Origin of the sequence: Pseudomonas sp. GM49, assembly GCF_000282355.1 — a bacterium.
GTDB lineage: Bacteria > Pseudomonadota > Gammaproteobacteria > Pseudomonadales > Pseudomonadaceae > Aquipseudomonas.
In genome coordinates this window covers 25,490-39,222 of record NZ_AKJL01000147.1, presented here as the reverse complement: position 1 = coordinate 39,222, position 13,733 = coordinate 25,490, and the positions used below count along the sequence as shown (strand labels likewise).

The window sequence follows — 13,733 nt, the reverse complement described above, 5'->3', positions numbered from 1 at the left end:
CCAGCCGGTGCGCGCCTGGCCGATATCGGCTCGGATCACGGCTACCTGCCGGTGGCGTTGATGCGCCGTGGCGCCATTGTCGCGGCGGTGGCCGGCGAGGTGGCGCTGACGCCGTTCCACGCGGCCAACCGCACCGTGCGTGAGAATGGCCTGGAACCGCAGATCACCGTGCGCCTGGCCAATGGTCTGGCGGCAATCGAACCGGGAGACGGGATCACGGCGATCAGCCTCTGCGGTATGGGCGGCGAAACGATCCGCGACATTCTCGACAGCGGCAAGGCGCACCTGAGCGGTCAGGAGCGCCTGATCCTGCAACCCAACGGCGGCGAACAGCCACTGCGCCAATGGCTGATGGAAAATGGCTATCGCATCCTCTGCGAGGAAGTGCTGCGGGAAAATCGTTTCGACTACGAAATCATCGTCGCCGAGCGAAACGGACCGGTGATCTACACCGCCCAAGAGCTGTACTTCGGGCCGTTGCAGATGCAGGCCCGCAGTCCGGCGTTCCTGGTCAAGTGGCAGCGCAAGTTGCGCCAGAAACACAAGACCCTGAGCCACTTTGCCCGGGCGCAGCAGGCCGTGCCCGAGGAGACCGTGCAGGACATCGCGCGGCAGGCCCGGTGGATCACCGAGTTGCTGGCTTGAGCCCGCACTGACCGGTAGGCAATTTTTGCCATCGCTCGGGTCTGGCGATGTGAGTTCAGTGCGATTGCTGTTTTTTTTCCGGCAAAAGACAGGAAACGATTCAGCTCCGTAGCAACGCGGGTTTCAGCCAGGGAAACAGGTACCCCTGGGGGTTGGATTTTGTACCGTTTGTCGAGCGTTCTGCTTAAAAAGTGAACGATTTTGATATGCTTCGCTCTGATTCACCAGCAGGCGGAACCTTCGAGAGTTCGCACTGCACTCACTAATAAAATGGACGTATACCTCATCTGCATTGAATGGAATGCGCATGGGGATTTTTTTTACCTGAGACCTGGAGTGATAGTATGCCGTCATCACTGACTCGCTGGGCGAGTCGCTCTCTCTTGTAATACCAAATTATTTAGTTGCTTCAATCAATGCGAACTTGGCCGTGCAGGCGCAATTAATCAATTAATTCGCATGCCTGGGGCATGGTCAATTTGCACTGCCGCAATAAGTGGAGATGTAGTCTTGGATATTAATACAATGATTGGCCTGATCGGCCAGAAAGAATCCATGGAGTTTTTGCGTTTAGGCGTAGTGTACGTTCACCTGTTGGCTTGCTGCGTAGCTATCGGACTGGTGTTTGCCAGTGATGCCGCAATGGTCAAGGATTTACTGAAAGGTCGTGTGTCGTCGGGGCACGACAATGAACATATGGCCAGTCTTCAGAAGTCTGTTGCCAATGCGTTGATATTCTTGTGGGTGACTGGTGCTGCGATTATAGGTATTGATTACCTTGATAAAGGCATGAACTATTTTGCCAATCCGAAACTTCAAGCCAAAGTCATTATTGTATTGTTGCTGACATTCAACGGCATGTTGTTACACCGTTATGTATTGCCGGCAATGCTGAAGGCCGGGTCGCTGCTGGATCTTAAGGTCAATGTGCGAATGTTTGCCCTGTTCTCTGGCGCACTGTCGGGCGTGTCCTGGCTGTATGCCGCCATGCTCGGTGTCGGTCGACCGCTGGCCTGGAAGTATTCGCTCACCGAGTTGCTGATGGCCTATCCGGTGTTGATCGTGCTCGGCTTTGCGATGATGGTGGCGCTGACTCAATGGGCGCGTAAACGCAACGAAGCAGCGCCAGTTCAGGAGACTTCGTGGCTGTTTGCGGGTATTCCTGCGCTGCGCTGAGCTGACGAAAATCCAGGTAAAGACGGGTAAAACCGTTTGACCCTTTGAAACATCAGACCCCCTCCTGGCGAGGGGGTTTTTTGTGCGTGTGGGAAACAGGAGTCAAAGAAAACCGGCTCGATTGGCATTACGCATAGCTTCCTCCCGATTTGAACAACCATTTATCGCCCGCTGATCGCGGGCTTTTTTTCGCCTGGAGAAAAGTGATGACCGAAGCCGAGAAGGACCGCGACATCCTCGCCCGGACGTTGTGGGGCGAGGCCCGCGGCGAATTGATGGCTGGCACACAATCAGCGACGAAGACGGATCTTCTCCCAGCTGCGATCAACGTAAAACGACCCCGTGTCGCCCCGAAGGGAATAAAGCGTGGCTCTGTAGAAGGCTGTCCGGCGAGAGCAGTACAGTCCACGCAGTTTTCGGTAAGCCCATTTCCATCCGTGCTTAGATTCGGTGCTCATATTTTTCCTAGGTCAGTATCATCCATTCCCTGATGGTAGCTCGGGGGGAACGGATGTCAAACGATTGACATCCTGCGTCAAAACTGCGTTTTAGAGCGGTTGCATTTATTTTCCCTGAAAAAAGAATGTCAAGTGCACAAGTTGCAGCAGTAAACGCGCGCCCGACTTGCCCCCGAGATGAGTTCTTCGTTCTTGTCAATCGTTTGAAGGGCGCCGCGGATATTGCCGCCGATCTCGCCCGCTCCGCGATGCTCAACACAAAGCGGGAGCACCATGATGGCAGCCTCCAGGGCGAGCTGGTTTTCGTTGATCTTGAACGGAACGGAAGGGAGCAGGTCTGAAGCCGGCATAGGCGATTAGTCGGCGGATGAGGGCATCGCAGCAGTGGCAGTTCTGGTTCGCGTGATTGCCACGTAGTGGGTTACAGCGTTTCTAGTGATCCTGTGATACAGCCAGGGGCCATGTGTCTGTACTTTTCAGTTAACATTGCGTATCTAGGGATAGCTAGCGACTACTCGCACGCGTTGCACATGGAAGGGAATCAATAACATGGATGGTGTGCGTTCTGTACAAGTTATCGCCGTGACCGGCGGAAAGGGCGGCGTCGGCAAGTCGACTGTGGCTGTGAATCTTTCATTGGCGCTGGCGAAACTTGGAAGGCGAGTCGTATTGCTTGATGGCGATTTTGGCTTGGCGAATATCGATGTCCTGTTGGGTCTTACCCCGCAGTACACGCTTGCCGATTTAATCGAAGGTCGCTGTGAGCTATCCGATGTACTTTTGAACGGTCCGGGCGGGATACGAGTCGTCCCCGCGGCTTCAGGCCTCCAGAGCATGGTGCATTTGTCTCCGGCTCAGCACGCAGGCCTGATCCAGGCCTTCAGTGAAATCGGTGACAGTCTCGATGTGCTGGTGATTGACACGGCTGCTGGTATCGGCGCGTCGGTGGTCAGTCTCGTCCGGGCGGCCCACGAAGTCTTGCTGGTGGTCTGCGACGAACCGACCTCGATCACCGATGCCTACGCACTGATCAAACTGCTTAATCGTGATTACGGAATGGACCGTTTCCGGGTGCTGGTCAATATGGAGCAGAACCCGAAGGAAGGTCAGGTGCTGTTCGCTAAATTGGCCAAAGTCACCGATCGCTTCCTCGACGTAACCCTGCGGTATGTGGGAGCGGTTCCGTACGATGAATGTGCGCGTAGGGCAGTGCAGAAGCAGCGAGCAGTCTACGAACACTTTCCGCGCTCCAAGTGCGCTCAAGCATTTCAGGAAATCGCTTTAAAGGTAGACGCTTGGCCTTTGCCGGCTACCCCCAGAGGGCATATGGAGTTCTTCGTTGACCAACTCGTCCATAATTCGAGAAGGTGACACTTTGTAGCAGCAGCCTCGCGAGCTCGGCAGCTGCTACAGATCGCATTACCGCTTTACTGACTGGCATTAGGCACTTTATGCCCTTGTTTTTTTGAGGGGGATGGATGAAACAAGGGCAAGTTTTGCTGTTGGCTTTGTTGTTTTTGTTTTTGACCGGTTGCACGACTATGCCACCAAAAGATCAAGACAATCTCTGCAGTATTTACCGTGAGTATCCCGACTGGTATGAGGACTCGCTAGAGATGCAGAGTGAATTCGGGACGCCTCTGCATGTGGCCATGGCGATCATGAAGCAGGAAAGCAGCTTCGTGGCTGACGCCTTGCCGCCTCGTGACTATCTGCTCTGGGTGATTCCCTGGGGGCGAGTCAGTTCGGCCTACGGTTATGCGCAGGCTCAAGACCCGGTGTGGGGTGAGTACAAGGACAATACTGGCAATGGCGGTTCGCGTGACAGTTTCGACGACGCGATCATGTTTATCGGTTGGTACACCACTGGCACCCAACGTCAGCTCGGCATCTCCAAATGGGACACCTACAATCAGTACCTGGCTTATCACGAGGGGCGTGGGGGCTATAGCCATAATTCCTATCGCAGTAAACCCTGGCTGATGCAGGTTGCCCAGAAAGTGCAAAAGCGGTCAGAAATCTACAGCGCCCAACTCAAGCAGTGTCGCCAGGAGCTGGAAGATGATCGTAATGGGTGGTTTTAGCGCGGAAAACGATTGGATTTGTCCAAAAGGGTAATTAACCCGACGTAAAATTGAACGACCAACGCTCCTCAAGGTGCATTCAACGCCATCAATTCCGTCGTCGGGTGTTATCTGAAATCAAGGGCTCGCAAGCGAAAGCTGATGCAAGCCCTTGTTTGTTTCTGCTCCATTGTTTCTATCTTGATCGTGCTTGCCTGATGCTTCAGGACGCCGGGTCTGCCTTGCGGCGATCGCTGCCGGCCGGGTTGCCGATATTGATCAGCCTTCTTTCCAGCAGTACGTTTTCCAAGGCCTGGCGGTCTGACGGGTTCATTTGATGTTCTCGCTCCTTGAGTTCCAACAGGATCGGGGTCGACCACTGGCGGTAGGTTTGTTCGGCACTACGATTGAGTGACATGGGTTCCTCCTTGATCGGGCTCCTGCCAATTAAGGCGCCGCAGTTCGATACGCCAAAAACCCTAGTCGACGAAGCTTGTTCTCGCCACTGCTTTACGTCGGACTTCCATATCCCCAGATGCCCGCAGCGGCAGTGCGCTGTACATAGTCGCTGAAGTCGCGCGCCGGCCGCCCCAGTGCCCGCTGTACGCCATCGGTCACGGGGGTGTTGCGGCCGTCGAGCACAGTCGTGAAGAGGTACAACACCAGGTTAATGAAGTCCGGAGGAAGTTGTTCCTGTTCCAATGCCTGTCGATAGGCGTCCGCCGGTGCGGCGACGAATTGAATGTTGCGCCGGGTGGCGCGGGCGATTTCGGTCACGGCTGCAGCAAAGGTCAACGCCCGAGGGCCGGTCAATTCATAGAGCTGGTTAGTGTGTCCGGGTTGGGTCATTGCCGCGACGGCACACTCGGCAATGTCTTCTGCATCGACAAAGGGCTCGGCGACCTGGTCGACGGGGAGTACGAGTTCACCTTGCAGAATTGGCTCAAGAAAGTGTGCCTCGCTGAAATTCTGGCAGAACCAACTGGCCCGCAGAATCGTCCAGTCAATCCCGCTGTTCTGTATGACACGTTCGGCCTGTTCCGCTTCGACCTCTCCGCGCCCGGATAACAAAACCAGTTTGCGGACGCCGCTTTTCACCGCCAGGTCGGTGAACGCCTGGATGGTTTCAAGGGCGCCTGGAACGGCGAGATCAGGTTGAAAGGAAATGTAGACGCAATGAACGCCATCTATCACAGCATCCCAGGTTGATCGATCTTCCCAGTCGAAGGGGGGATTCGCATCGCGGGAACCTCGGCGAACGGGCAGGCCCGCCGCTTCGAGTCGTTGAGTGATTCGCCGTCCGGTTTTGCCGGTGGCGCCGAGGACCAGCATGATTGGTTGATCGGGTTTCATTGCGTTGATCTCCATCGGTTAATGTGAGTGATGCTCATGTTTAAAAGATGATAGATGCTCATGTTTTCCCGTCAAGCCATCAGACTGAATTCCCCGACGTGTGGACATCTGTTATTGGGCGTGGGGAGTGGCGATGCTAAGGTGAGTACATGTCACGTTATTGATCGGGAAATTCGCTCGTGCGCAAAAAGCCCTCTGAAACCCTCGAACGGCCTGCTGCAGAAGCTGTTAGACGTAATCCCACGCAACAGCGCAGTCGCGATCGTCAGGAGCGGATTCTGACAGTGGCGACTCAATTGATTGCGGATAAGGGCAGCGATCAACTCAAGATGAGTGAAATCGCCGAGCGCTCCGAGATCTCGATCGGTTCCCTTTATCAGTACTTCCCCGACAAGAGTTCCGTCATCCGTACGCTGGCCGAGCGCTACAACGCTGAGAGCCGTCGCTGCATTAAAGAAGCAATGGAGGCTGTCGAGGATGCCCAGGGCTTGCGGGCAGCCTACTCGCAGTTGCTCGATCTGTATTACGAGATCGTGATGGCGACACCGGTGATGCGTGACATCTGGTCCGGTATGCAGGCCGACAAGCAGTTATTGCAGCTGGAACTGAAGGAAAGCCGGGTGGCGGGGGGGCTGCTGGCCCAGGCCATGCTTCGCGTGTATCCCGACTGCGACGAACAACAGGTCGAGGAGTCCGCGTTTTTAATCTGGCACCTGGGGGAGGCGACCATGCGCCTGGCGGTCACTTGTACGCCAGAGGAAGGGCGAGCACTGGTCGAGGCGTTCAAGCGAATGTCCCTGCGCGAAATCATGGAGCCCGCGCGCAGGAACATCGACTCGCCGTAAAAGCCTGGTGGTTAGTTCAGTTTCCCTAAACGAAGGGTTGGCCGCCAAAGCCACGGGGCAGGCGTTGCAGGCCGGCCATCGCGGTCAGTCGCTCGGTCCAGGCTGAACGCCAGTCATTGACGGTGTGCATGGCTTTGGCTTTGCGTGCTGCGCGACGGGCAGCGTTGCGTTCAGCCTTGCGGGCTTCTTTGTAGGCGTCGGTGTTCCGGCAGCTTCGGCATTTTACCCGATTGAGTTCGCGGGTCGAGACGAGGTTGTTGCCGTGGTGACCGCAGGCCAGGTGCCCGCTGACTTTGAAATGAGTGACCATTGGAACGTCTCCTTCGTGACGTGTGAGCGGTTGACTCCACGTGAGCGGGGACGTTCGATTGGTTTTGCACAACAAAAAACCCCGGTTCCAGGCCGGGTTGTGAGAAAGGATGGAAATCCAGCAGGCAGCCAAAGGTTCGGAGACGTCAGTGTCACCGATCATGCAGCCCGAATCGGGCCTGTCTTTGCACCGCAGTTCCGTGGCGGATCATCTGAACCGAGGCAGAGGCCGGTCGACAGGCTGGAGAGACGACAGCGTGTGCCGGATCAGCGGCGTGTCCTTCTCGATGTCGTTCAGGCGATCACGAATTCTGAGGGCGGTGGGATGCCCGCCTTGATGATCGACCCAGTCGGCGATTTCCTTGCAGGCGGCGGCCAGGCGGGCCTGACGGGAGTCCAGCAAGGTGAGCAGGGTGGTGATGGACTCTTTTTCGGACATGGGAAACACCTCCGTTCAAGAAACCTGGTCGTGGCAGCAAAAAGCCCGCCTGGGGCGAGCTTTCTGCTGGAAGGGTTACTGATCCTTCAGCCATTTCAGTATAGACCCGTTAAAAAATGCTGACGCTCGTCAACTTTGTCGGGCTGTCACTTGTGATTTAGCGTTCAACTGGCGGCAAACACGCACGGCGTCTTCTTCAACATCATAGCCATCTCCGATAAAGCCCAGGGTGCGGGTATCGGCGATGCGATACCAGACCGCGGCTTCCGGTGGCAGGTGGTCATGTTCACCCGCACGGCGGCCATGGATGATGATCTTGTTGCAACGCTTCACGACGAAAATGTCTTCCATGGCGTCTCCGCAGCTGATTCGTGTTCAGTTCAACTATAGAAGCCATTGGTGATCGTGCAAAAAATAGGCAAGTTAATTCGTCGGTTAAGGCGTGCCGGCGGATTTACGCCAGCACCGCTACCGCTTTTATTTGCGCCCAGAGTTGCTGGCCAGGATGGACGTTCAGTTGATCGCGAGAATATCGCGTGATTCGCGCAAGCAACGGCGTGCCTGCGGCGTCCAGGCGAATCAGCACGTGAGCGGCGTTATCGGCATTCATTTCACTGATCACAGTGACCGGCAGGCGATTGAGAATGCTGCTTTGCTCGGTACTGTGCAGGCTCAGGCTCACATCCCGTGCCTGGACTTTGCAGCGCAGTGCCTGGCCCGCATCCATGGGGGTATGCGGCACACGAATGTTGAGGGTGGTGTCGGGCAATTGCAGGCTCAGCAGTTGATAGTCGGCATCATAGGCGCTGACGCGACCTTCGATGACCACGCCGGCGTCATCCCCCATGGCCAGAGGCAAGTCGAGGCGCGCCAGGGTTTGGCCGATCGGGCCGCTGGCCAGTGCCTTGCCGTTGCTGAGCAATACGATATGGTCGGCCAGCCGCGCGACCTCATCCTGGGAGTGGCTGACGTACAGCACCGGGATGTCGAGTTCGTCGTGCAGTCGTTGCAAGTAGGGCAGGATTTCACTTTTGCGCTGGGCATCCAGCGCGGCCAGTGGCTCGTCCATCAACAACAGTTTCGGGCTGGTGAGCAAAGCGCGGGCAATGCCGACGCGCTGCCGCTCGCCACCCGAAAGGTGTTGTGGGTGCCGGTCCAGCAAATGGCGGATGCCCAGCAATTCGGTGGCGTGGGCCATGTCGACCCGACGCTGAGGCTTGGGGATGCGCTTGAGGCCGAACTCCAGGTTGGCCAGCACCGACAGGTGAGGAAACAGGCTGGCCTCCTGGAACACGTAGCCCAGCGCACGTTTGTGCGGCGCGACGAAAATCTTGTTTTCGCTGTCTTGCCAGACTTCATCGTTGACCTGGATAAAGCCATGATCGGCCCGTTCCAGGCCGGCGATGCAGCGCAGGCAAGTGGTCTTGCCCGAGCCGGAATGACCGTAAAGCGCGGTGACGCCACGGCCCGGCAGCTGCAGGTCGACGTCCAGGGCGAAGCCCGAATAACCCAGTTTCAGACGCATTTGAATCATCGGTCAGCTCCAGCCCGCTTTGGTTTTACGGCTGGAGTACAGCGCCAGCAGGACGGCAAACGAGAACACCAGCATCGCCCCGGCCAGCCAATGGGCCTGGGCGTATTCCATGGCTTCGACGTGATCGTAGATCTGCACCGAGACCACCCGGGTCTTTTCGGGAATGTTGCCGCCAATCATCAGCACCACGCCGAACTCGCCTACGGTGTGGGCGAAACCGAGAATCGCCGCGGTAATGAACCCGGGGCGGGCCAGGGGCAGCGTCACGCTGAAAAAAGTGTCCCAGGGGTTGGCCCGTAACGTCGCGGCTACTTCGAGAGGGCGCGTGCCTATCGCGGAAAAAGCGTTTTGCAGCGGTTGGACGACAAACGGCATCGAATACAACACCGAGCCGATGACCAGCCCTGCAAAACTGAAAGTGAGGGTGCCAAGGCCGAGTGATTGGCTGAGCTGGCCGATGTACCCGTGAGGGCCGAGCGCCAGCAATAGATAAAAACCAATCACCGTCGGTGGCAGCACCAGGGGCAGGGCGACAATCGCCCCGACCGGGCCGCGCAACCAGGAGCGGGTGCGCGACAGCCATAACGCAATCGGAGTGCCGACAATCAGCAGGATGACGGTCGTCAGGGACGCCAGTTTCAGGGTCAGCCAGATGGCGGAAAAATCGGCACTCGATAGCGACATTTAGATTTCGTAACCGTAGGACTTGATGACAGCTGCCGCTTTCGGCCCCTTGAGGTAGTCAACCAGTGCCTTGGCGGCCGGGTTGTCCTTGCCCTTGTTGAGAATCACGGCGTCCTGTTTGATCGGGTCGTGCAGGCTGGCTGGAACGATCCAGGCTGAGCCGCTGGTGATCTTGCCGTCCTTGTAGATCTGCGACAGGGCGACAAAACCCAGCTCGGCGTTGCCAGTGGAAACGAATTGGTAGGCCTGGGTAATGTTCTGGCCTTCGACAATCTTGTCTTTGACCTTGTCGGTCAGACCTTCCTTAGCTAATACCTGGGTAGCTGCCAGGCCATAAGGCGCGGCTTTCGGGTTGGCGATGGACAGGTGAAGGTACTCGTTCTTTTTCAGCACATCGCCCTTGGCATCGACATAACCTTCTTTGGCCGACCACAGCGCCAGCGTACCGACTGCGTAGGTAAAGCGCGAACCCTTGACGGTGTCACCTTCGGCTTCAAGTTTTTTTGGAGTGCTGTCGTCTGCCGAGAGGAACACTTCGAACGGCGCACCGTTTTTGATCTGGGTGTAGAACTGGCCGGTGGCGCCAAAGGAGGTCACCAGTTTATGCCCGGTGTCCTTTTCGAAATCAGCGGCGATGGCCTGGATGGGCGCAGTGAAGTTGGCAGCGACAGCCACCTGGACTTCGTCCGCCTGGGCTGGGCCGAAGGCGAATACGGCGATAAGGCTCGCGAGGCACGCAGGGGCAAAACGTGAGGCACGAATGGTCATGAAACGGCTCCGTTAAAGGCAATTGCAGCAGGGGGTGAATCGTTATGTACAGAAATATATAGCGAATTGCCTTTGAACGGAATGTGCTGTCACAAAATTGTATACAATTTTAACGCAAGTGATGCTCAGGGGCGACCTAGCAGCCTCGCTAATCCTTCTTCAGCCAGTTTTCGAGTCAGTGCCTCGGTGGTCAATTCGACCCCGAGGGTAAATGCCTGACCGGCCCAGAGGTTGCTGAAGTCCGCTTCACCTTTGGCCCGCAGAGGCATCAGCGCGCCACCGGCAAGGGGGAAGGCTGGAGACTTGGCGCTCATGGGCCCCAGTTCGCGCATCACCCGATTCAGGATGCCCCGGGCCGGGCGACCGGTGAACACGTTGGTGACGGCCGTCTCGCTTTCCCTGGCGGTGCGCAACGCTTTGTGATGGGACGGGCTGACCTTGGCCTCTGGCGTGAACAGGTACGCCGTACCCACCTGTACCGCCGAAGCGCCCAGCATGAAGGCGGCGGCGACGCCACGTGCGTCAGCGATGCCGCCGGCGGCAATCACGGGCACTTTCACCGCATCGACGACTTGGGGCACCAGGGCGAAAGTGCCCACCTGACTGCTCAGGTCATCACTGAGAAACATCCCGCGATGGCCTCCCGCTTCGTAGCCCATGGCAATGATTGCGTCGCAGCCATGCTGCTCCAGCCACACGGCTTCTTCGACGGTGGTGGCCGAGGACAACACTTTCGCACCGGTGGCCTTCACCCGGTCGAGCAGGGATTTTTCCGGCAGGCCAAAGTGAAAGCTCACCACTTCAGGGCGAAACGCTTCGACCACTTCACAGGCCGCGTTATCGAACGGTGCCCGGTTGGAAACGGGCGTTGGCGCATCGAAGTCGACGCCGAGTTCCTGGTAGTAGGGTTGCAGCAGGTTTTTCCAGTCCTGCGCGCGTTGCTCATCAGGGGCTGGAGTTTGATGGCAGAAAAAATTGACGTTGATCGGGCGCTGGGTGTGTTGGCGGATCGTTTTCAGCTCTTCGCGCAGTTGATCGGTGCTGAGCATCGCCGCTGGCATCGAGCCCAGGCCGCCTGCATTGCAGGCTGCAATCACCATGGCCGAGTTTGTGGCACCGGCCATCGGCCCCTGAATGATCGGCAGTTCGATCCCGAGCAGGTCAAGAATGCGGGTATCTGGCCATTGGTTCATGTGCTGTGTTCTCCGACGTTGAATCCGGGCAGGGACGCTAGAACAGGATTTGTAACGCAACGACTGGCGCAAGGCCAGTCGTCATTTCAGTTCGCCAGGCTTTCTTCAGCGCCCCATGTGTTGGCTGATTGGCTTAAAGTCGAGTACGACAATCGGTTGCCATGTGTTATTTCAAATGCACCACCACCAGACTGATTCCATTGAGAGGCCGTAATGTTCAAAGGTATTTTGATCGACAAAGACGACAGCGGTTACCGGGCCACACTGCAAGAGATCCAGGACGATCAGTTACCCGAGGGCGATGTCACGGTGCGTGTTGCCTACAGCACGCTGAATTTCAAGGATGGCCTGGCGATCACCGGCAGCAGTCCGGTGGTGCGCAAATTCCCGATGGTGCCGGGCATCGACCTGGCCGGTGTCGTCGAAGTCAGCGGGCATCCGGACTACAAGGTCGGTGACGCAGTCCTGCTCAATGGCTGGGGCGTGGGTGAAGGGCATTGGGGGGGCTTGGCGCAAAAGGCTCGCCTGAACGGTGACTGGCTGATTCCATTGCCCAAGGCATTCAGCGCCGCCCAGGCGATGGCCATCGGTACGGCGGGCTACACGGCCATGCTGTGCATCCTGGCTTTGGAGCATAACGGTGTGACGCCTGAGCAGGGCGAAATCCTGGTTACCGGCGCCAACGGTGGCGTCGGCAGTTTCGCCATCGCATTGCTGAGCAAGCTCGGCTACCGGGTGGTGGCTTCCACCGGACGTACCTCGGAGCACGACTACCTGAAGCATCTGGGCGCTGGCGAAATCATCGACCGTGCCACGTTGTCCGAACCAGGCAAGCCGTTGGCCAAGGAGCGCTGGGCGGCAGTCATCGATTCGGTCGGTAGCCATACCCTGGCCAATGCGTGCGCCAGCACCAGGGCCAATGGCACCGTCGCGGCATGCGGTTTGGCGCAAGGCATGGACTTTCCGGCGTCCGTTGCACCGTTCATCTTGCGCGGTGTGACCCTGGCTGGCATCAACAGTGTGACCCAGCCCAAAGCCAAACGTGTGGAGGCCTGGAGTCGACTGGCGAAGGATCTGGACTTCAACCTGTTGCCGCTGATCAGTCACGAAATCGGCTTGAGCGAAGCCATCGAAGCCGCGCCGCGCTTGCTTGCCGGGCAGTTGCGCGGGCGGGTGGTGGTGGATGTGAATCGCTGATTACTGCGACTCGCGCTCCAGCAACTGGCGTTTGCGCTCGACACCCCAGCGATAGCCCGACAGATTGCCGTCGCTGCGCACCACGCGATGGCAAGGGATCGCGACTGCCAGACTGTTCGCGCCGCAGGCTTGAGCCACGGCGCGAACGGCTTTCGGCGAACCGATGCGTAGCGCGACATCGGCGTAGCTCGCGGTGCTGCCGACAGGAATCTCCCGCAGCGCTTGCCAGACCCGTTCCTGAAATGCGGTGCCGCGCACGTCCAATGGCAGATCCAGGCCAATCGCCGGGGCTTCAATAAAGCCGACGACCCTGGCAATCAACGTTTCGAACTCCTGATCGGCGCCAATCAAATTGGCGCGCCGGAATTTGTCTTGCAGATCACAGACCAATTGGTGCGGATCATCGCCGAGCAGGATCGCGCATACCCCGCGCTCACTCTGCGCCACCAGAATCGCCCCCAGAGAACACTGGCCGACGGCAAAACGAATATCGTTATTTTGACCTGCTGCGCGGTAGTCCCCGGGTTTCATCCCGAGCAGTTGGTCTGCCGCTTCATAAAAACGGCTGTTGGAGTTGAAACCGGCGTCATACAGGGCATCGGTCACCGAGCCGCCGTTCGTCAGCCGCTCGCGAACCTTGCGTGAGCGGTGAGCGTCGGCGTAACCCTTGGGCGTCAGGCCGGTGACGGCTTTGAACACGCGATGGAAGTGGAAGCTGCTCAACCCTGCCGCCTCGGCCAATTCACCGAGGGCCGGCAGCGATTCCGCGGTTTCGATCTGGCGGCAAGCGGCGGCCACCGTCGCGGCATGTTGCGCGGCGAGTTCGCTCTGATCTTTTGTCGCGCGCTTGCTGGGACGATACCCCGCGGCCTGAGCCTGTTCGGCGCTATCGAAGAATTCGACATTGTGTGGTTTGGGCAAGCGCGCAAGGCTGCTGGGATTGCAGTAGATGCCTGTCGTCTTCACGGCATAAACAAACTGCCCGTCAGCCTTGGGATCACGCGCAACAACGGCGGCCCAGCGCGGATCGTTTTCAATGGTGATCTTGGTCGATTGGGTTGTCATGGCG

17 protein-coding genes and 1 pseudogene are annotated in these 13,733 nt (G+C 57.8%); 7 read left to right on the top strand and 11 right to left on the bottom strand.

Features of this window, described 5'->3' with window-relative positions; translation table 11 throughout:
- The 3 genes and pseudogenes from PMI29_RS15530 to PMI29_RS32590 all read left to right on the top strand — a co-directional run.
- Positions 1-645 (top strand): tRNA (adenine(22)-N(1))-methyltransferase (locus PMI29_RS15530; RefSeq protein WP_007997871.1); only part of this gene is annotated, 645 nt, incomplete at its 5' end.
- Positions 646-1,170: 525 nt separating this feature from the next.
- Positions 1,171-1,821 carry a hypothetical protein gene (locus tag PMI29_RS15535; RefSeq protein ID WP_007997869.1) on the top strand — a complete coding sequence of 217 codons (651 nt, stop codon included), beginning with the start codon at positions 1,171-1,173 and terminating at the stop codon, positions 1,819-1,821.
- A 206-nt stretch (positions 1,822-2,027) separates the two neighbouring features.
- Positions 2,028-2,105, top strand: a pseudogene (locus PMI29_RS32590) (cell wall hydrolase); the annotation flags it as partial.
- A gap of 302 nt (positions 2,106-2,407) precedes the next feature.
- Here the strand turns inward: PMI29_RS32590 and PMI29_RS31100 are convergent.
- Positions 2,408-2,629: a hypothetical protein gene (locus tag PMI29_RS31100; protein WP_007997867.1), complete on the bottom strand. Its 222-nt coding sequence runs from the start codon at positions 2,627-2,629 to the stop codon at positions 2,408-2,410.
- Between the two features lie 199 nt (positions 2,630-2,828).
- Here PMI29_RS31100 and PMI29_RS15540 point away from each other — a divergent pair, with 199 nt between their 5' ends.
- Both PMI29_RS15540 and PMI29_RS15545 read left to right on the top strand, forming a co-directional pair.
- Positions 2,829-3,650 (top strand): MinD/ParA family protein, encoded by an 822-nt coding sequence (locus PMI29_RS15540; protein ID WP_007997864.1) that lies wholly within the window; start codon positions 2,829-2,831, stop codon positions 3,648-3,650.
- A gap of 107 nt (positions 3,651-3,757) precedes the next feature.
- Positions 3,758-4,363, top strand: coding sequence for a transglycosylase SLT domain-containing protein (locus tag PMI29_RS15545; protein WP_007997862.1), 606 nt, complete (start codon positions 3,758-3,760; stop codon positions 4,361-4,363).
- A 202-nt stretch (positions 4,364-4,565) separates the two neighbouring features.
- On the opposite strand, the gene PMI29_RS15550 is transcribed toward PMI29_RS15545, so the two are convergent.
- Positions 4,566-4,760: a hypothetical protein gene (locus PMI29_RS15550; RefSeq protein ID WP_007997859.1), complete on the bottom strand. Its 195-nt coding sequence runs from the start codon at positions 4,758-4,760 to the stop codon at positions 4,566-4,568.
- Between the two features lie 92 nt (positions 4,761-4,852).
- On the bottom strand, positions 4,853-5,695 hold the full coding sequence (locus tag PMI29_RS15555; RefSeq protein WP_007997858.1) for an NAD(P)H-binding protein: 843 nt from the start codon (positions 5,693-5,695) through the stop codon (positions 4,853-4,855).
- 179 nt (positions 5,696-5,874) lie between these two features.
- Here PMI29_RS15555 and PMI29_RS15560 point away from each other — a divergent pair, with 179 nt between their 5' ends.
- A complete protein-coding gene (locus PMI29_RS15560; protein WP_007997856.1) occupies positions 5,875-6,540 on the top strand; it encodes a TetR/AcrR family transcriptional regulator in 666 nt (221 codons plus the stop codon).
- A 25-nt stretch (positions 6,541-6,565) separates the two neighbouring features.
- On the opposite strand, the gene PMI29_RS15565 is transcribed toward PMI29_RS15560, so the two are convergent.
- The 7 genes from PMI29_RS15565 to PMI29_RS15595 all read right to left on the bottom strand — a co-directional run bounded on the left by PMI29_RS15565 (position 6,566) and on the right by PMI29_RS15595 (position 11,467).
- Positions 6,566-6,850 (bottom strand): hypothetical protein, encoded by a 285-nt coding sequence (locus tag PMI29_RS15565; protein WP_007997854.1) that lies wholly within the window; start codon positions 6,848-6,850, stop codon positions 6,566-6,568.
- A gap of 207 nt (positions 6,851-7,057) precedes the next feature.
- Positions 7,058-7,288, bottom strand: coding sequence for a hypothetical protein (locus tag PMI29_RS15570; RefSeq protein WP_007975977.1), 231 nt, complete (start codon positions 7,286-7,288; stop codon positions 7,058-7,060).
- Positions 7,289-7,417: 129 nt separating this feature from the next.
- Positions 7,418-7,639 carry a hypothetical protein gene (locus tag PMI29_RS15575; RefSeq protein WP_007997851.1) on the bottom strand — a complete coding sequence of 74 codons (222 nt, stop codon included), beginning with the start codon at positions 7,637-7,639 and terminating at the stop codon, positions 7,418-7,420.
- A 103-nt stretch (positions 7,640-7,742) separates the two neighbouring features.
- Positions 7,743-8,822: a molybdenum ABC transporter ATP-binding protein gene (gene modC / locus PMI29_RS15580; protein WP_007997849.1), complete on the bottom strand. Its 1,080-nt coding sequence runs from the start codon at positions 8,820-8,822 to the stop codon at positions 7,743-7,745.
- Between the two features lie 3 nt (positions 8,823-8,825).
- Complete coding sequence (gene modB, locus PMI29_RS15585; protein WP_007997847.1) at positions 8,826-9,506, bottom strand: molybdate ABC transporter permease subunit; 681 nt, start codon at positions 9,504-9,506, stop codon at positions 8,826-8,828.
- Positions 9,507-10,274 (bottom strand): molybdate ABC transporter substrate-binding protein, encoded by a 768-nt coding sequence (modA, locus tag PMI29_RS15590; protein WP_007997846.1) that lies wholly within the window; start codon positions 10,272-10,274, stop codon positions 9,507-9,509. It lies immediately after the preceding gene.
- 125 nt (positions 10,275-10,399) lie between these two features.
- Positions 10,400-11,467, bottom strand: coding sequence for an NAD(P)H-dependent flavin oxidoreductase (locus PMI29_RS15595; protein WP_007997844.1), 1,068 nt, complete (start codon positions 11,465-11,467; stop codon positions 10,400-10,402).
- A gap of 213 nt (positions 11,468-11,680) precedes the next feature.
- Here PMI29_RS15595 and acuI point away from each other — a divergent pair, with 213 nt between their 5' ends.
- Complete coding sequence (acuI, locus tag PMI29_RS15600; RefSeq protein ID WP_007997843.1) at positions 11,681-12,664, top strand: acrylyl-CoA reductase (NADPH); 984 nt, start codon at positions 11,681-11,683, stop codon at positions 12,662-12,664.
- Here the strand turns inward: acuI and ada are convergent, their stop codons facing one another.
- Positions 12,665-13,729 carry a bifunctional DNA-binding transcriptional regulator/O6-methylguanine-DNA methyltransferase Ada gene (gene ada, locus PMI29_RS15605; RefSeq protein WP_007997840.1) on the bottom strand — a complete coding sequence of 355 codons (1,065 nt, stop codon included), beginning with the start codon at positions 13,727-13,729 and terminating at the stop codon, positions 12,665-12,667.
- Between the last annotated feature and the right edge of the window lie 4 nt (positions 13,730-13,733).

What these genes read in the sequence shown, in the direction of transcription:
- PMI29_RS15555 (WP_007997858.1), bottom strand. Translation starts at nt 5,695, where the DNA reads ATGAAACCCGATCAACCAATCATGCTGGTCCTCGGCGCCACCGGCAAA.
- acuI (WP_007997843.1), top strand. Translation starts at nt 11,681, where the DNA reads ATGTTCAAAGGTATTTTGATCGACAAAGACGACAGCGGTTACCGGGCC.
- ada (WP_007997840.1), bottom strand. Translation starts at nt 13,729, where the DNA reads ATGACAACCCAATCGACCAAGATCACCATTGAAAACGATCCGCGCTGG.
- PMI29_RS15575 (WP_007997851.1), bottom strand. Translation starts at nt 7,639, where the DNA reads ATGGAAGACATTTTCGTCGTGAAGCGTTGCAACAAGATCATCATCCAT.
- modC (WP_007997849.1), bottom strand. Translation starts at nt 8,822, where the DNA reads ATGATTCAAATGCGTCTGAAACTGGGTTATTCGGGCTTCGCCCTGGAC.
- PMI29_RS15565 (WP_007997854.1), bottom strand. Translation starts at nt 6,850, where the DNA reads ATGGTCACTCATTTCAAAGTCAGCGGGCACCTGGCCTGCGGTCACCAC.
- PMI29_RS15540 (WP_007997864.1), top strand. Translation starts at nt 2,829, where the DNA reads ATGGATGGTGTGCGTTCTGTACAAGTTATCGCCGTGACCGGCGGAAAG.
- PMI29_RS15535 (WP_007997869.1), top strand. Translation starts at nt 1,171, where the DNA reads ATGATTGGCCTGATCGGCCAGAAAGAATCCATGGAGTTTTTGCGTTTA.
- modA (WP_007997846.1), bottom strand. Translation starts at nt 10,274, where the DNA reads ATGACCATTCGTGCCTCACGTTTTGCCCCTGCGTGCCTCGCGAGCCTT.
- PMI29_RS15570 (WP_007975977.1), bottom strand. Translation starts at nt 7,288, where the DNA reads ATGTCCGAAAAAGAGTCCATCACCACCCTGCTCACCTTGCTGGACTCC.
- PMI29_RS15595 (WP_007997844.1), bottom strand. Translation starts at nt 11,467, where the DNA reads ATGAACCAATGGCCAGATACCCGCATTCTTGACCTGCTCGGGATCGAA.
- modB (WP_007997847.1), bottom strand. Translation starts at nt 9,506, where the DNA reads ATGTCGCTATCGAGTGCCGATTTTTCCGCCATCTGGCTGACCCTGAAA.
- PMI29_RS15545 (WP_007997862.1), top strand. Translation starts at nt 3,758, where the DNA reads ATGAAACAAGGGCAAGTTTTGCTGTTGGCTTTGTTGTTTTTGTTTTTG.
- PMI29_RS15550 (WP_007997859.1), bottom strand. Translation starts at nt 4,760, where the DNA reads ATGTCACTCAATCGTAGTGCCGAACAAACCTACCGCCAGTGGTCGACC.
- PMI29_RS31100 (WP_007997867.1), bottom strand. Translation starts at nt 2,629, where the DNA reads ATGCCGGCTTCAGACCTGCTCCCTTCCGTTCCGTTCAAGATCAACGAA.